This is a genomic window from Nocardia sp. GP40, from assembly GCF_050434125.1.
In the GTDB taxonomy this organism is placed as follows: Bacteria; Actinomycetota; Actinomycetes; order Mycobacteriales; family Mycobacteriaceae; genus Nocardia; species Nocardia albiluteola.
The window spans coordinates 102,545-117,892 of record NZ_JBNPVW010000006.1 but is presented as its reverse complement, the minus strand read 5'-3'; the positions used below and the strand labels follow the sequence as shown (position 1 = coordinate 117,892).

Here is a 15,348-nt window from a genome sequence, read left to right as displayed (position 1 = left end):
CCTGCATGGCATGCGCGAACGCACGCCATGCAAAGTTGCATCGACTGCCGAAAATGGCCGCTTTTTCGAGCGGCACTCAGGCGCTGTCGCGGTTGGCGATCTCCACTATGGGCAGGACCAGGGCGGCGGGGGCCGAGGCCGGGACGACCGGTGTGTTCGGTGCGACGGGGGAAATCCGCTCGTAGGCCGCGCCCTGGGCGGGCCGGGTGTCCTGCTCGCCCTTGTTCGGCCACATCGCCGCGGCGCGCTCGGCCTGGGCGGTGATGGTGAGCGAGGGGTTCACACCGAGGTTGGCCGAGACCGCCGCGCCGTCGACCACGCTCAGGGTCGGGTAGCCGTAGACCCGGTGATACGGGTCGATCACGCCGTGCTCCGGATCGGCGCCGATCGGCGCGCCGCCGAGGAAGTGCGCGGTGAGCGGGATGTTGAACACCTCGCCCCAGCTCCCGCCCGCGACGCCCCCGATCTTCTCCGCCACGCGCCGGGTCACGTCGTTGCCCGCCGGGATCCAGGTCGGATTCGGTTGGCCGTGGCCCTGTTTCGAGGTCATCCTGCGCCCGCCGAGCAGCCCGCGCTTGGTGTAGGTGGTGATGGAGTTGTCGAGATTCTGCATGACCAGCGAGATGATGGTGCGCTCGCTCCAGTGCCGGACGTTGGCCATGGTGAGCAACTGCGCCGGATTGCACAGCACCACCCAGAGGAAGCGTAGCCAGCGCGGGATGCGCCCGCCGCCGTCGACCATCAGCGTCTGCAACAGGCCCATCGCATTGGAGCCCCGGCCGTAGCGCACCGGCTCGATGTGGGTGTCGGGGGTGGGGTGGATCGAGGAGGTGATCGCCACGCCCCGGGTGAAATCGACGTCCGGATCGACCGTGCGGGTGGCCGCGCCGACGATCGATTCGGAGTTGGTGCGGGTCAGCTCGCCCAGCCGCGGCGAGAGACCGGACAGAATTCCCCTGTCCCGCATGGCGAACAGCAGCTGCTGCGTGCCCCGGGTGCCCGCGGCGAGCACAACGTGCGAGGCGGTGAACGACCTGGGAGACTTGCGGATCCAGGCGCCGGTGCGCTCGGTGTCGATCCGCCACGTGCCCGCGGCGGACGGGTGCACCGCGGTGACCGTGGTGAGCGGGAAGACCTGTGCCCCGGCCTTTTCCGCGAGATACAGGTAGTTCTTGACCAGGGTGTTCTTGGCACCGTGGCGGCAGCCGGTCATGCATTCGCCGCATTCGATGCAGCCGGTGCGTTCCGGGCCCGCGCCGCCGAAATACGGGTCCGGGACGGTCTTCCCGGCCTCGCCGAAGTACACCCCGACCGGTGTCTGCACGAAGGTGCCCCCGACGCCCATGTCGTCGGCGACCTGTTTGAAGACCTCGTCGGCGGGGGTCATGTGCGGATTGCGCACCACACCGAGCATCTTGGTGGCCTGCTCGTAGTAGGGCGCGAGTTCGGCATGCCAGTCGGTGATGTCGCGCCACTGCGGATCGGCGAAGAACGGCGCCGGCGGAACGTAGAGGGTGTTGGCGTAGTTGAGCGAGCCGCCGCCCACGCCCGCGCCGCCCAGGATCAGCACGTCGCGCAGCAGATGGATGCGCTGGATGCCGAAGCAGCCGAGCTTGGGGGCCCAGATGAACTTGCGGAGATCCCAGCTGGTCTCGGGCAGCTCGTCGTCGGCGAACCGGCGCCCGGCCTCGAGGATGCCGACCCGATACCCCTTCTCGACAAGTCGCAGCGCGGTGACGCTGCCGCCGAATCCGGAGCCGACGACTAGCACGTCGAAATCGGTATCCCGCTGGGTCATGTTCTCGCTCCTCGAGGGTCTGTCGGCGATGACCGGGGTAACGCTACTATCAAGTAGCTTTCGCTTGTTGCAGTAGGTTTGCAATAAACCGAACGGAAGGAAGCACTGATAATATTTGCGTGCACCGCTCTCTGTATGGCACAGTGGAGAGCATGACCGCCACTACGCCCCGTGCGCGGGCTCGCGCACGCACCATGGAGGACATTGTCCGGATCGGCCGCGAACACCTCGCGATCCACGGCGCCGCGGCGCTGTCGTTACGGGCGGTCGCCCGCGACCTGGGGGTGGTGTCGTCGGCGGTGTACCGGTACGTGCGCAGCCGGGACGAACTGCTGACCCTGCTGGTCGTCGACGGCTACTCCGAACTCGCCGACGCGGTCGACGCCGCGCTGGCCGCCGCACCGGACGATCCGCTACGGCGCTTCCGGGCCGTGGCCCGCGCGCTGCGCGAGTGGGCGGTCGCCGAACCGGCCCGCTACGGATTGCTGTACGGCACACCGGTTCCCGGATACGAGGCGCCCGCCGAGCAGACCGTCGCGCCGGGCGTGCGCGTGATGGCCACCATGCTGCAGATCGCCGAGGCGGCCTACCGCACGGGCGCCCTGACCGCACCGGATCCGGAGCCGCCGGTGGCGGAGGCGCTGTCCGGCGACCTCGGCCGTATTCGCGACGAGATGGGCATTGCGACGCCGGACTGGGTGCTGACCCGGGCGATCTCGGTGTGGAGCGGGCTGATCGGCGCGGTGAGCGCGGAGGTCTTCGAGATGTTCGGCGGCGACAGCTTCACCGACCCGGCGGACGTTTTTGAGCATCAGATCGGCAACCTGGCCGCCATGCTGGGATTTTCCGCACCTTTTGACTGATTTTCCGCGCGGCTGGCAATCCTGCAGCAGCCGGAGTGTGAGATCGTAGGACGCGATGAAAGACGACACCCAGCCGAACCCGGCCGTCGACTCTCCGTCCGAAGACCGCGACGGGGCCGAGGCGTCACGGGACGAGGCGCCCGCGGAGCGGTCGTACGTGGCGCCGACACCCGCCGAGCGCGCCCGTCGGTGGGCGCCGCCGCCCGTCGAGCCCACGGACGGCCCCGGCCCGGCCGAGGGCGCCCCCGCCGAAAGTGCCGCGCGCACGGAGAGTTCCGTGCCCGCCGGTAGCCCGGTGCTCGCCGACATCGCGGGCGACACCGGAAACGCTCCCATCTCGGCCCCCGCCGTGGTGCGCTCGGGCCGCCGCGCCGGTCGCCGAACCTCCCGTCCGCGTCGTACTTCCGCGCCCCGTGCCGCGAAACGGTGGGGGGCCTTGAAGATCGCGGGCCGGTCCCTGGCCGCGCTCAGCGCCGTCGCGGTCATGGCGGGCACCGGCGCCCTGTATTACGCCGAGCGCAGCGTGAATCAGGGCTTCACCCGTTCCTTCGCGATCAGCAAGCAGGACGCCGCGGCCCTCGACGGCGACCTGAACATCCTGCTCATCGGCCTGGACACCCGCAAGGACCAGAACGGCCGGGACCTGCCGAAGAACGTGCTGGACCAGCTGCACGCCGGAGACGGCCAGGAGGGCGGCTACAACGCCAATTCGCTGATCCTGGTGCACATTCCGAAGGATCTGAAGTCGATCACCGCCTTCTCCATCCCGCGCGACGACTACGTGCCCGTGTCCGGAATACCCGGCTACAACCACGCCAAGATCAAGGAGGCGTACGGGCTGAAGAAGGCCGCGGTGGAGGACAAGCTGATCGATCAGGGCGTGAAGGATCCGGTCGAACTGGAACAGAAGGGCCGCGAGGCCGGACGCGAATCGATCGTCGCGAATGTCAAGGCGCTGACCGGCGTTCCGATCAATCGATTCGCCGAGATCTCGCTCGTGGGCTTCTACGATCTGGCCAACATCCTGGGCGGGGTCGACGTCTGCCTGAACCACGCGGTCGACGACACGTACTATTCCGGGTCGGTGTTCCCGGCCGGTCGCCAGCATCTGGACGCGGCGAACGCGCTGTCGTTCGTGCGTCAGCGGCACGGCCTGGACAACGGCGACCTCGATCGCACCCACCGCCAGCAGGCGTTCCTGACCTCGGTGGCCAAGCAGCTGAAGGATTCCGGGACGCTCACCGATCTCGGCAAGCTGCAGGCCCTGGTCGACGCCGCGCAGAACGATATCGTGCTCTCGCAGGGCTGGAATCTGCTGGATTTCGCGCAGACCATGGGCAAGACGGGTTCGATGCCGATTCAGTTCCGCACGCTCCCGATCAAGGGCTACGACGTCATCGACGATCAGGACGTCAATATCGTGGACATCCCATCGATCCGCAAGACCGTGCGCGCGGCGTTCGGGGTGCGGGCCCCGCAGTCGACGACGCCGAAGGCGATGCCCACCGGCATCGTTGACGTCCTCAACGCCGGCGCGGGCACCGGGGTGGCCGGGAAGGTGTCGGCCGCGTTGGCGGCCAAGGGATTTCACACAGGCCACGTCGGCAACGCGAACTACTCCGACGGCTCGACCTCGGTGGTCTACTTCGGCTCGGGCGCGGACACCGCCGCCGAGCAGGCCGCGGACATGCTGGGCGGCCTGCCCACCGCGGCCTCCTCCGGCGTCCCGGACGGGCACGTGCGGATCGTGATCGGCAGCGACTTCACGATGCCGGACGAGCTGACGGCCACGGATTCCGCCACCGGCACCGACTTCGCATCGAGCACCGATTCCGCCGCGAGCACCGATTCTTCGTCGAGCGCCGCCGACAGCGAAACATCGTCGTCGAGCTCGACCTCGGTCAGCACCTCCGCCAACCCGAATGCCGACTCCGGCAAGCCGGTGACCACCACGATCGGATCCGACATTCCCTGCGTGAATTGAGCAGCCGGGCGCTTCCCTCGCAGTGACGGCGTTTAGGATTCCGGCGTGACCGGATACGACGACGATGCCTTCGAGCACCTCGACACCTCGACGTTGCCGCCGCGGCAGCAGCGGATTCTGGTGGCCATCCGGGATTCGGTGGTGCGGCACGGGTATCCGCCCAGCACGCGGGAGATCGGGCAGGCAGTGGGGCTGCGGTCGGCCTCGACCGTGTCGCGGCATCTGAAGGCGCTGGAGGACAAGGGTTTTCTGCGCCGCAGCGACAGTGTCACCCGGCCCATCGACGTGCGATTGTTTCTGCGGGGTACGGCCGCGCCGGAGCGGGACCGCGACTCGGTGGACGTGCCGGTGGTCGGCGATATCGCGGCCGGTACGCCGATCCTCGCGCAGGAGCACGCCGAGGACGTCATGACGCTGTCCCGTCAGCTGGTGGGGCGCGGCACGGTCTTCGGGCTGCGCGTGCGCGGCGATTCGATGATCGACGCGGCGATCTGCGACGGCGATATCGTCGTGGTGCGCCGCCAGCAGGAGGCCCAGTCGGGGGAGATCGTGGCCGCGATGATCGACGGCGAGGCGACGGTGAAGGTATTCCGCCGCCGCAACGGGCACGTATATCTCGAGCCCCGAAATCCCGCGTACCAGGTCATCGACGGTGATTCCGCGGTGGTGCTGGGAAAGGTCGTTTCGGTGATGCGCCGAATGTGAGATATGGGCGAATTCACTCGGGGCCGCGAATCGCATTGTTGTGTGAAACATGGCCGGTTCGCTGAACGATTATCGGTGAACTAGAGTTCCGGTCGAGAGTTCGGCTGGTAAAGGCAGGGTCGGGACAACGGAGGTTTACGTGGGACGTCGGATTCGGATCGCAACGGCTGCTGTCGCAGCCCTGTTCGCGGGGTTATCGACGGTGGTGGCGGCGGGACCGGCGGCGGCCGCGACCGATCCGCTGATCGCCTCGGGCCACCCGGCGGCCAGCCCGGTCGCGCCGGATGGCTCCAAACTCTTCGACTTCGCCGTGGTCGACGGCCAGCATCTGAAGCTGAGCGTGTTCTCCGCCGCGATGAACAAGCCCGTCAGCGTCGAGGTGCAGCGCCCCAAGGACGCGTCGGTGCCGCGCCCGACGCTGTATCTGCTCAACGGCGCCGGCGGCGGCGTCGACAACGCCAGCTGGGACGCGCAGGCCCCCGAGGCGCTGAAGTTCATGTTGGACAAGAACGTGAACGTGGTGCAGCCCATCGGCGGCGCCTGGAGCTACTACGCGGACTGGCGCGCGAGCGACCCCAACCTCGGGGTGAACAAGTGGCAGACGTTCTTCACTCAGGAGCTGCCGCCGATCGTCAACGGCGTGCTGAACACCAACGGCGTCAACGCGATCGCGGGCCTGTCCACCTCGGGCACCTCGGTGCTGGAGCTGGCCATCGCCAAGCCGGGCCTGTACAAGTCGGTCGCCGCGTACAGCGGATGCGCGCAGATCAGCGACCCGATCGGCTACCGGTTCGTGAACCTGGCCGTGAACGTCTGGGGCGGCGGCAACACCGTCAACATGTACGGCCCCGAGCACGACCCGATGTGGGCCGCGCACGACCCGTATGTGCACGCCGACCAGCTGCGCGGCCTGAACCTGTTCGTCTCGAGCGGCTCCGGCCTGCCGGGCAAGTGGGACACCCTCAACGGCCGGTACGCGCTGCCGGGCGTCGGCGGCCTGGCCAACCAGCTCATCATCGGCGGCGTGATCGAGGCCGCGGTCAACGGCTGCAGCCACAACCTGCAGGCCAAGCTGAACCAGCTGGGCATCCCGGCGACGTACGATTTCACCCCGACCGGCACCCACTCGTGGGGTTACTGGCACGACGACCTGATCAAGTCGTGGCCGGTGCTGGCGAAGGGCCTGGGCCTGCCCGCGTAAGGGCTGCGTCCCACCCCTGAAGTACTGCACAGCGATGCCCGGCGCCGACTGATCGGCGCCGGGCATCGTGCTGTGCGGGCCGCTACGCCGCAGGATGAACGCCCCAGGTGGACAGCGGAACCGGATGGTCGCAGCTGCTCGGCGGGTCCACCTTCGAGCAGGCGACCGGTGCCCTGGTCGGGCGGTATCCGGCGGGTACGCCGCCGCTGCGGGTGAGTGCCGCGTATGCCTCGACCGCGTCGGTCGGCGTGCGGGTCAGGCCCGGATCGGAGGTGACGTTCACGGTGTACAGGCCGAAACGCGGTGTGTAGCTGCCCCATTCGTAGTTGTCGGTGAGGCTCCAGTAGTTGTAGCCGATCAGGTTCATGCCGTCGGCCTTGGCGCGCTGCAGCCAATAGACGGTGTCGCGCAGATGGTCCGCGCGGGTGTAGCCGTCCGGGCGGGGCTTGCCGTTCTCGGTCGGCATGCCGTTCTCGACCACATACAGCGGCTTGTTCGGATATAGCTTGGCGTAGTGGTTCAGCGCGTAGTAGATGCCCTCGGTCTGCAGCGGCAGCTGCCACATGCCGGGCGCGCCGGCCGAGCTGCCCGCGGCGGTGGTCCCGGGATCCGGGCCGAAATAATAGTCCACGCCCAGGAAGTCGAGTTTGGCGGCGACCCTGTCCACAAACGGCTGGTTCACCTGGGCCTCGGCGCCGGGTACGAATCCGAGATTGCTGGTCACCATGGCGCCGGGCTGGTTCTGGTGGATGAAGTCGTAGATCTCGTTGTGCGCCTGCGCGAGCCGGTCCCGCATCGCGGGAGCGTCGTCCTGCTTCAGGGCGCCGATGCGCAGCTCGGTCCCGATGTAGGCCGACGGCTCGTTGATCGTGACCCAGATCGGATTGCGGGATGCGTAGCGGCCCACTACCTTCCGGGCATTGGCCAGCCAGTCCTGCGCCATGCCCGGATTGCGCCAGCCGCCGCGGTCCGCGGCCCAGCCCGGATAGACCCAGTGGTCCAGGGTGAGCATCGGGCGCATGCCGGCGCTCGCGATGGCATCGACGATGCGGTCGTAACCAGCGAACGCGGACTCGTCCCAGGCGCCCGGATGTGGTTGCACGCGTGCCCATTCGATGCTTATGCGGTACACCTTCACGCCCAGCTGCGCGGCATGCGCGACGTCGTCGGCGTAGTAGTCCAGGAACCGCACCGCGTCCAGATAGGGATCGGCCTTGCCGGCGGCGATGTATCGAGTCCAATTGCTTTCGGGCGCATGGCCTTCGGTCTGAAAGCCGGACGAGGCCACGCCCCAGAGGAATTCGTCGCCGAGCGCGGGCAGTTCCCCGGGTCGCGCGGGCGGCGCGGCGGACGAGCGGACGGACGCCAGGAGCGTCGCGGCCGCGGCCGTGCCCGCGGCCAAGAACTGCCGACGGTTCGACTGTCGCATACAGCAAGCGTAGCTGCGTAATTGCTGAAATTCCGTCGACGGACCGCGTGTCGCGTGCGGGGCGGATCGGGACCGCGCGCACCTGCACGGTGTGTCGGCCCGGGCGAGCCGCGGGCCCGGCGGTGGGGCAGCGCTGCCGACTGGCACGGCAGCGCTGCCGGTGCGACCGTCGCATGGCGGTGAGCGTGCCGATCCGGCGGCAGACCGGCCGGGATCGACGCAGCTCAGTCGTGGTAGCGCAGCGCGACGAACGTGTCGGCGTGCGCCGGGCTCTGCGTGGAGCCGGCGACGACGATGGCGCCGTCGTGCTGGATAACCACCGCATTGCCGTGGTCGGCCTTGGTGCCCAGGTCGGTGGAGACCCTGCCGCCCTGGCCGAAGCCGGCGTCGATCTTGCCCTCGGTGGTGTAGCGGGCCAGGGCGATGTTGTCGCCGGTGGAGGTGCCATGGCTGGTGCCCACCGCCACGATGTCACCGCTGGGCTCGATCCCGACCGCGGTCGCGTCGTCGGCCTTGCCGCCGAAGTCGGTGGTCACCGTGCCGCCCGTACCGAAGGCGGTGTCCTGCTTGCCGTTGGCCAGGTAGCGCACGAGCGCGAAGTTCTCGCCCTGTGCGGGGTCGGGATTCACGGTGGATCCGGCGACCACGATCTTGCCGTCCGATTGCAGCGCAACGGCATTGGCGTGGTCGGCCTTGGTGCCCAGGTCGGTGGAGACCTCACCGCCCTGTCCGAAGCGGGTGTCGAGCTTGCCGTCGGTGGTGTAGCGGGCCAGGGCGATGTTGTCGCCGGTAGCGGTGCCGTGGCTGGTGCCGACCACGATGATCTTGCCGTCGGGTTCGATGGCCAGTGCCTGCGCGTCGTCGGCCTTGCCGCCGAAGTCGGTGGAGACCTTGCCGCCCTGTCCGAAGCTCGGATCGAGCTTGCCGTCGGCGGTGTACCGGACAAGCACGAAGTTCTCGCCCTGCGCGGGGTCGGGATTCACGGTGGATCCGGCGACCACGATCTTGCCGTCCGATTGCAGCGCAACGGCATTGGCGTGGTCGGCCTTGGTGCCCAGGTCGGTGGAGACCTTGCCGCCCTGTCCGAAGCCGGTGTCCGGCTTGCCCGCCGGGGTGTAGCGCGCGACGGCGATGTTGTCGCCGGTGGCGGTGCCGTGGCTGGTGCCCGCCGCGACGATGTCGCCATTGGGTTGCACGGCGACGGCATTCGCGTCGTCGGCCTTACCGCCGAAATCGGTGGATATCCTGCCGCCGTCGCCGAAGCCGGTGTCCGGTTTGCCGTCCGCGGAATAGCGGATCAATCCGAAGTTGTCGCCCTGTGCCGGGTCGTGGACGACGCCGGCCAGCACGATCTTGCCGTCGGACTGCACCGCCGCGGCGTGGGCCTGCGCGGCCTCGGAGCCGAAGTCGGCCACCGCCTTGCCGTCGGAGCCGAAGCCGTAGTCGAGTGTCCCCGTGGCCGGGGTGGAGCCGCTGGAGCTCGAACACGACGCCACCGACAGGGCGAGCATCGCGCCGAAGCACAAGCGGCTCAAGTCCTTTCGGGTGGAGTGTTCTAGTACTGCACGCAACATCTGAGCTACCTCGTTTCAGTGATGAATGGGGGTAGGGCGTCGTGCGGTAGAACCTCGAAAGCCCGGACAGTATGGCTGCCGCCCGGGTGTCTGTGGTGCGGTATGAACACGTTGCAGGGGGTGACGGCGGCGGAAGTGTGCTGGCTCCCAGCCCGACACGGCATGTCGGGGCGCGTGTCGGAAATTCGGCGGGCTAGCTTGCCGCGACCGAAATACGCGCGATGACCTGATCGATGTAACCGCGGAACAGTCCGGGCATGTCGACGCCGGTGGGATCGAGCAGCCACTGCAATTGCAGCCCGTCCATCATCGCGAACACCTGCCGCGCGATGGCCGCGGCATCGATCCCGGGGGCGAGGGTGCGGTCGGCGACACCGGCCTCGAGCGCGCTCACCAGGTACCCCTCGAGGGCGCGGTAGCGCCGCACGGCCCAGTCGTGCGCGGGATGCCCCTCGGTGACGGCCTCGCCGGTCACGACGGTGAACAGCCGGACCAGCCCAGGCAACTGCGCGTTGTACTCCACCAGCGTGGCCAGGCGTTCCAGGGCCGCCGCGCCGCGCAGTTCCTCGCCGAAACCCAGGCGTTCGGCATCGAGCCGGTCGCGGTGGTCGAGCACGGCGGCCAGCAGCGCGGCCTTGGTGGGGAAGTGATGCAGCAGACCGGGCTGGGACAGTCCGCACCGCTCGGCGATCTCGGCGATGGAGGCCCCGCGAAATCCGTTCTCGGCGAACGTCTTCAGGGCGACGTCGAGAATGCGCTCCTTACGCGCGTCGCCGTGCGGGCGGCCGGATGTGGACATGGCTGAACCCTAGCACGACCCGCCGATGTAACCGACCGGTCACTCTGTTAGCGGGTCGGCGCGGGGGCGCACACCGCGGTGCAAGTACACCTGCGAGAACGAATGAGCCAGGGCTGCAAGAGATTCGGGACTATTCGCTCGCGTTCTGGCAGGATGTGGAGGCGTGAGTTGGCAGCGTCGCTGCCGAGGGTGTCCGTGCGCTCGTGGCTCGCGCGCGGAGGCGTGGAACGAGTGGGCCGGGCCGGCGTGCGATAGGGCGGAAGTGTCGCGCTGCGGTGCTCGTGCCCGAAGGAGAACGCATGAGTACTGTTGTCGAAACCGTCGCCGGCACGGTTCGGGGGGTCGCGGAACCGGTGGGCGCGTACGCCTTTCGAGGGATCCCGTACGCGGCATCCCCGGTCGGTGAGCGCAGGTTCGCGCCGCCGCAACCGCATCCGGGCTGGGCGGGTATTCGCGATGCGGCCGCCGCGGGCCCCGCGGTGCCACAGTGGCCGTCCCGGCTCGAGCAGGTGATGGGCCCCCGGATCCAGGACTGGGACGAGCAGGGCTGCCTCACGGTGAACGTCTGGGTGCCGCAGGAGGTTTCGCCGACCCCGCGCCCGGTGCTGCTGTGGTTCCACGGCGGGGGATTCACCAGCGGCAGCGGCGGCTGGGACTGGTACGACGGGGCCCGGCTGGCCGCGCTGGGCGGCATCGTCGTGGTGACGGCGAACTACCGGCTCGGCCCCCTGGGTTTTCTCCGGCTGCCGGAGGTGGACAATCTCGGCTGCCGCGATCAGATCGAGGCGCTGCGCTGGGTGGCCGCCAATATCGCGGCGTTCGGTGGAGATCCGGACCTGATCACCGTCGGCGGGCAGTCCGCGGGCGCGTTCTCGGCGCTGGCGCTGGCCCTGGACCCCGCGACGCAGAGGCTGGTGCGCCGGGTCATCGGGCAATCGGGCCCATTGGGGTTGCCGCCGCAGGATCCGGACGAGGCGGCGGAGACGACCGAGAGATACCTGGCCCTGCTGGGTATTCCGGCGGGCGGTGATCCGCTGCCGCGACTGCGCGAGGCTCCGGTGCTGGAGCTGCTGTACGCGTATGCGCGGCTGATGCTGGAGACCGGGGCGCCGGGCCGGATCGCGCCGCCGCTGTACCCGGTGCTCGGCGGGGCGGGGCAGCCCGGAGACTGGCGCGAGCTGGTGCCCGACGGGGGCCTGGCGGGCAAGGACGTGCTGCTGGGCACGACCGCCGACGAGACGACGGCGTTTTTCGCGCTGAACCCGATGATCCAGACGCTCACCGCCGAGGCGGCGCGGGAGCTGCTGGGCGCGCTGGACCCGGAGTCCGGCGCGGCCCGGTACCGCCGCTTCGCCGCCGAACATCCCGGTGCCCGTCCGGCGCAGGTGCTGACCGCCGCGGTGGGGGAGGTGACCTTCGGTGACGACCTGCTGACCCTCGGGGTCGAGCTTGCCGCACAGGGCAATCCGGCCTACATCTACCGGTTCACCCGCCGCCCCGAGCCCGATCGCTTCGGCCTCGGCGCGGCGCACTGCGCGGATCTGCCGTTCCTGTTCGGCAATTTCGAGAGATTTCCGAATTCGCCGATGCTGGGCGCGGTATCGGACCGGGACCGCGCCCTGGCGGCCCGATTCGGCGGTGCGCTGGCGGCCTTCGTGGCCACGGGATCGCCGACCGGTCCCGGGCTCGAGCCGTGGAAGCCGTGGCTGCCCGGAGCCGCACCCGAAATCCGGGTGTTCTGAGCAGCATTCGCCCGAGACGGCAACGGGCCGGAACCGCCCCGCGGGCAACTCCGGCCTGTTGCGTACCGGCTCAGTGTGACGGCGCCATCAGGTTGTAGGCGACCAGCCCGTCCATCTTCTGACCGGTGTAGTGCTGCGAGACCCAGTTGTAGATGTCGACGTTCCCCACCGGATGCCAGACCCCGGCGCCCGGATCCTGCTGCGGCGCCTGCTGTTTCGTCGCGGTGGGGGTCTGTGTGTCCTTGCCGTCCGGCTTCTTCTTCCACGAATCGGGCAGCTTGACCTCGGGCGCAAGGTAATACGTGACCTGGTGGGTGCGGACCATGTCCTGGAACTGGGCCAGCGTGGGCACCGGATCCTCGGAGGTGAACCCGCCCATCGCGATCACCGAGGTGCGCGTGGACAATTCCAGGCCCGAGGCCGGCCCGGAGCGGTCGATAGCGGCGGACCACCTGGTGTGGGTGTGCTCGAGCATCGAGAGCAGCTGCGGTGGGTAGTCGCCGCCGCCCATGAACATGCCGAACACGTGCCGCATCTGGGAGAACGCGGCGGGCATGTCGTCCTTCTGGGCCGGGCCGACCGAGGGGCCGCCGCCGGTGTGCGACTGCGGCAGCGTGACCGCGGCGTAGGCGGTGGATCCGGCCAGCGCCGCGACCGTTCCGACCGCGACCAGCACCGCCGTGGCCCGTCCCCGCGCCCGGCGCGAGAGCGCGGGAATCGCGGTGAGGATCAGCCCGGCCGCCGCGATCACGGTGACCGCGAGGACCATCCAGCGCAGCCACGGCTGCCAGCCCGAATTGCGGTGCAGCAGGACGAATCCCCACACGCCACCGGCGAGAATCAGTGCGGCCGAACCCAACCGGCCCAGCATGCCGTCGCGGCGCCGCCACATCTCGTGCATGCCCAGCGCGAGGGTGCCCGCGATCGCGGGCGCGATCGCCAGGGTGTAGTAGGCGTGCATGCCGCCCTTCATGCCCGCGAACGCGGCGCCGTCGATGAGCAGCCACAGCCCGAAGGTCAGCGCAGCGCCACGCACCATGTCCGTGCGCGGGGCCCGGCTCCGCGAGATCAGCACCAGTACCAGGGCGAGGATCGCGGCGGGCAGCAGCCAGGAGATCTCGAATCCGATCTCGCCCGTGAAGAGGCGGGCGGGGCCGCCGGCCCCGCCCCACGGCCCACCGTGCCCGCCGCCGAAGCGCGGGAATTCGTAGCCCGGCGGCATCGTCGCGAACATCTTGCCCGCGCCCATGTGGTTCTGACCGAGGTAGCGGGCGAAACCGTTGTAGCCCAGGACCAGATCCATGAACGTGTTGTTCGTCGACCCGGCCAGATACGGGCGCGAGTCCGCCGGCCACAGGATGGTCAGCAGCACATACCATCCGGAGGAGATGACCAGCGCCGCCGCCGCGGCCAGCAGGTGCGCCAGGCGCTTGCCCAGCGAGGTCGGCGCGACGATCAGATAGGCCAGCGCGAGCGCGGGCATCACCATCAGCCCCTCGAGCATCTTGGCCAGGAACGCGAAACCCAGTGCGATACCGGCGAATACGATCCAGCGCAGGCTCGCCGCGCGCAGCGACCGGATCGTGCAGTACGCACCCGCGGTCATCAGCAGGACCATTACCGCGTCGGGATTGTTGAACCGGAACATCATCGCCACCACGGGCGTGACCGCCAGTACCGCGCCCGCGAGCAGACCCGCGCCGCGGCTGTCGGTCGCCCGGGTGACCGCGCCGTACATGAGCGCGACGGCGGCGACCGCCATCAGGGCCTCGGGGATCAGCATGCTGGCGCTCGAGAAGCCGAACAGCTGGCCCGAGATCCCCATCACCCACTGCGAGACGGGCGGCTTGTCGACGGTGATGAAGTTGCCCGGATCCAGCGATCCGAACAGCACGGCCTTCCAGTTCTCCGAACCCGCCCAGGCCGACGCGGCGTAGAAGCCGTTGCCCATCGCGTTGACGGTGATGTTCCACAGGTAGGCCGCGGCCGTGCCGAGCAGTAGCGCGGCGAGCCCGATGCGCTCCCACAGGAGGGCGGGGCCGAGTACTCGTTCGGGAACGTCAGCGAGGGGAGGGGAGGTCGATTCGGGCATGGCCGTATCGGCAGTGGTCGCTGTCACCGAGCCAGCTTGTCCGGCCGATCGGTGAGAATTCTGGCCTGGGCCTGTGAGAACGCTGTGAATCTCAGCGGAAGATATCGTTGATGATGTCGTCGCCGATGCCGAATCCGGCGCCCATCGCCATCGCGCTGCCGAACGAGCTGCCCAGGAACCGGTGCAGCATGCCGCCACCCTGCTGCGGGTATTGCTGCGGGTAGCCGGGCTGGGGCTGCGCGTAGCCGGGCTGCGGCTGGTATTGGGGCTGCGCCGGATACTGCTGCTGCGGATACTGCTGCTGCGGGTAACCGGCCGGTGCGATCTGCGCGATCTGGTTGACGTGGTTGTCGACCAGCGCGTGCACCGACTGCATCACCTGCGCGGCCTGCGTCTCCTCCTGGTGCACCGACAGCGCGGCCTCCTTGAGGTCCAGCAGCCATTCACGGGCGTTCTGATCCCCGGCGGCCGCGGCTGCCTGAAGTTTGCCCGCCAGGGTCTGGAACATCTGCGCGGTCTGCTGCGCCTGCTGCTGCAGGGCGTTCCAGTCCCGATCAACAGTGTCGGCATCCATACCGGCGATGCTACGCCGCAGGTTGCTGAATCGAGGCCGCAAAATAGCAGACCCGTGCCCGCGGTGTCGGAAGCACACCCGGCCGGGGACATCGAGGGAGACCCCGATGCGAAATGGTGGCACGAATCGGCATCCGGTCGCGGGACGCGCGCGGCGGCGCTTATATTGGCCCGGGGACAACCCGTTGGGGGATTGCCGAATTCACCGCTCACCGAAGGAGACCCGTTGCGCCGCATCCTGTTCACCGTGCCCGCGATCGTCGCACTCGCCGCCGTACCCGGCCTGGCCGCCGCGAATGGGCTCGGCGCCTCGGGCGTCCGGGTGCAGGCACTGGAAATGGGCCAGAACTTTCCGGTGACCGGCCTGGGTGCCTCGGTGACCCCGTGCTCCGGCGGCCGGGCCGCCGCGACGGTCACCACGGGCGCGGACGGCGCGGCGACCGCATCGGTCCCACTCGGCTGCTACCGGGTCGTGGTCACCACGGTTCCCGCGGGCTGCTCGCTGGACGGTCCGAATACCGTCCAGGTCGGCACCTTCCCGGGGGTCACCCCGTCGGCCGTCTTCCACGTCCGCTGCGCGTAGCGCAT

12 protein-coding genes are annotated in these 15,348 nt (G+C 69.1%); 6 read left to right on the top strand and 6 right to left on the bottom strand.

From position 1 onward, the window contains the following. Positions 1-76: 76 nt before the first annotated feature. Entirely contained in the window at positions 77-1,798 is a 1,722-nt protein-coding gene (locus ABH933_RS19450) for a GMC oxidoreductase (RefSeq protein ID WP_429423610.1), read from the bottom strand. 152 nt (positions 1,799-1,950) lie between these two features. Here ABH933_RS19450 and ABH933_RS19445 point away from each other — a divergent pair, with 152 nt between their 5' ends. The 4 genes from ABH933_RS19445 (at position 1,951) to ABH933_RS19430 (ending at position 6,551) form a co-directional block, all read left to right on the top strand. Continuing rightward, positions 1,951-2,661, top strand: coding sequence for a TetR/AcrR family transcriptional regulator (locus ABH933_RS19445; RefSeq protein WP_429423609.1), 711 nt, complete (start codon positions 1,951-1,953; stop codon positions 2,659-2,661). A 55-nt stretch (positions 2,662-2,716) separates the two neighbouring features. Continuing rightward, complete coding sequence (locus ABH933_RS19440; protein WP_429423608.1) at positions 2,717-4,645, top strand: LCP family protein; 1,929 nt, start codon at positions 2,717-2,719, stop codon at positions 4,643-4,645. Between the two features lie 45 nt (positions 4,646-4,690). After that, the gene (gene lexA / locus ABH933_RS19435) at positions 4,691-5,350 is read left to right on the top strand and encodes a transcriptional repressor LexA (protein WP_429423607.1); all 660 of its coding nucleotides are present in this window, start codon (positions 4,691-4,693) and stop codon (positions 5,348-5,350) included. Between the two features lie 139 nt (positions 5,351-5,489). Further along, the gene (locus ABH933_RS19430; RefSeq protein WP_429423606.1) at positions 5,490-6,551 is read left to right on the top strand and encodes an alpha/beta hydrolase; all 1,062 of its coding nucleotides are present in this window, start codon (positions 5,490-5,492) and stop codon (positions 6,549-6,551) included. Between the two features lie 82 nt (positions 6,552-6,633). Here the strand turns inward: ABH933_RS19430 and ABH933_RS19425 are convergent, their stop codons facing one another. The 3 genes from ABH933_RS19425 to ABH933_RS19415 all read right to left on the bottom strand — a co-directional run bounded on the left by ABH933_RS19425 (position 6,634) and on the right by ABH933_RS19415 (position 10,353). Then, positions 6,634-7,980: a family 1 glycosylhydrolase gene (locus ABH933_RS19425; RefSeq protein ID WP_429423605.1), complete on the bottom strand. Its 1,347-nt coding sequence runs from the start codon at positions 7,978-7,980 to the stop codon at positions 6,634-6,636. 224 nt (positions 7,981-8,204) lie between these two features. Next, complete coding sequence (locus tag ABH933_RS19420) at positions 8,205-9,515, bottom strand: delta-60 repeat domain-containing protein (RefSeq protein ID WP_429423604.1); 1,311 nt, start codon at positions 9,513-9,515, stop codon at positions 8,205-8,207. A 232-nt stretch (positions 9,516-9,747) separates the two neighbouring features. Beyond that, on the bottom strand, positions 9,748-10,353 hold the full coding sequence (locus tag ABH933_RS19415) for a TetR/AcrR family transcriptional regulator (protein WP_215919743.1): 606 nt from the start codon (positions 10,351-10,353) through the stop codon (positions 9,748-9,750). A gap of 299 nt (positions 10,354-10,652) precedes the next feature. Between ABH933_RS19415 and ABH933_RS19410 the strand changes: the two genes are divergently transcribed. Then, a complete protein-coding gene (locus tag ABH933_RS19410) occupies positions 10,653-12,095 on the top strand; it encodes a carboxylesterase/lipase family protein (protein WP_429423603.1) in 1,443 nt (480 codons plus the stop codon). Between the two features lie 70 nt (positions 12,096-12,165). Here the strand turns inward: ABH933_RS19410 and ABH933_RS19405 are convergent, their stop codons facing one another. Both ABH933_RS19405 and ABH933_RS19400 read right to left on the bottom strand, forming a co-directional pair. After that, positions 12,166-14,187, bottom strand: a complete 2,022-nt coding sequence (locus ABH933_RS19405; protein WP_429423774.1) for an ArnT family glycosyltransferase — start codon at positions 14,185-14,187, stop codon at positions 12,166-12,168. A 91-nt stretch (positions 14,188-14,278) separates the two neighbouring features. Then, positions 14,279-14,761, bottom strand: a complete 483-nt coding sequence (locus ABH933_RS19400; RefSeq protein ID WP_429423602.1) for a hypothetical protein — start codon at positions 14,759-14,761, stop codon at positions 14,279-14,281. A gap of 225 nt (positions 14,762-14,986) precedes the next feature. Between ABH933_RS19400 and ABH933_RS19395 the strand changes: the two genes are divergently transcribed. Then, the gene (locus tag ABH933_RS19395; protein ID WP_429423601.1) at positions 14,987-15,343 is read left to right on the top strand and encodes a hypothetical protein; all 357 of its coding nucleotides are present in this window, start codon (positions 14,987-14,989) and stop codon (positions 15,341-15,343) included. Positions 15,344-15,348: the final 5 nt, after the last annotated feature.

What these genes read in the sequence shown, in the direction of transcription:
- ABH933_RS19400 (WP_429423602.1), bottom strand. Translation starts at nt 14,761, where the DNA reads ATGGATGCCGACACTGTTGATCGGGACTGGAACGCCCTGCAGCAGCAG.
- ABH933_RS19425 (WP_429423605.1), bottom strand. Translation starts at nt 7,980, where the DNA reads ATGCGACAGTCGAACCGTCGGCAGTTCTTGGCCGCGGGCACGGCCGCG.
- ABH933_RS19405 (WP_429423774.1), bottom strand. Translation starts at nt 14,187, where the DNA reads ATGCCCGAATCGACCTCCCCTCCCCTCGCTGACGTTCCCGAACGAGTA.
- ABH933_RS19415 (WP_215919743.1), bottom strand. Translation starts at nt 10,353, where the DNA reads ATGTCCACATCCGGCCGCCCGCACGGCGACGCGCGTAAGGAGCGCATT.
- ABH933_RS19445 (WP_429423609.1), top strand. Translation starts at nt 1,951, where the DNA reads ATGACCGCCACTACGCCCCGTGCGCGGGCTCGCGCACGCACCATGGAG.
- ABH933_RS19440 (WP_429423608.1), top strand. Translation starts at nt 2,717, where the DNA reads ATGAAAGACGACACCCAGCCGAACCCGGCCGTCGACTCTCCGTCCGAA.
- ABH933_RS19410 (WP_429423603.1), top strand. Translation starts at nt 10,653, where the DNA reads ATGAGTACTGTTGTCGAAACCGTCGCCGGCACGGTTCGGGGGGTCGCG.
- ABH933_RS19450 (WP_429423610.1), bottom strand. Translation starts at nt 1,798, where the DNA reads ATGACCCAGCGGGATACCGATTTCGACGTGCTAGTCGTCGGCTCCGGA.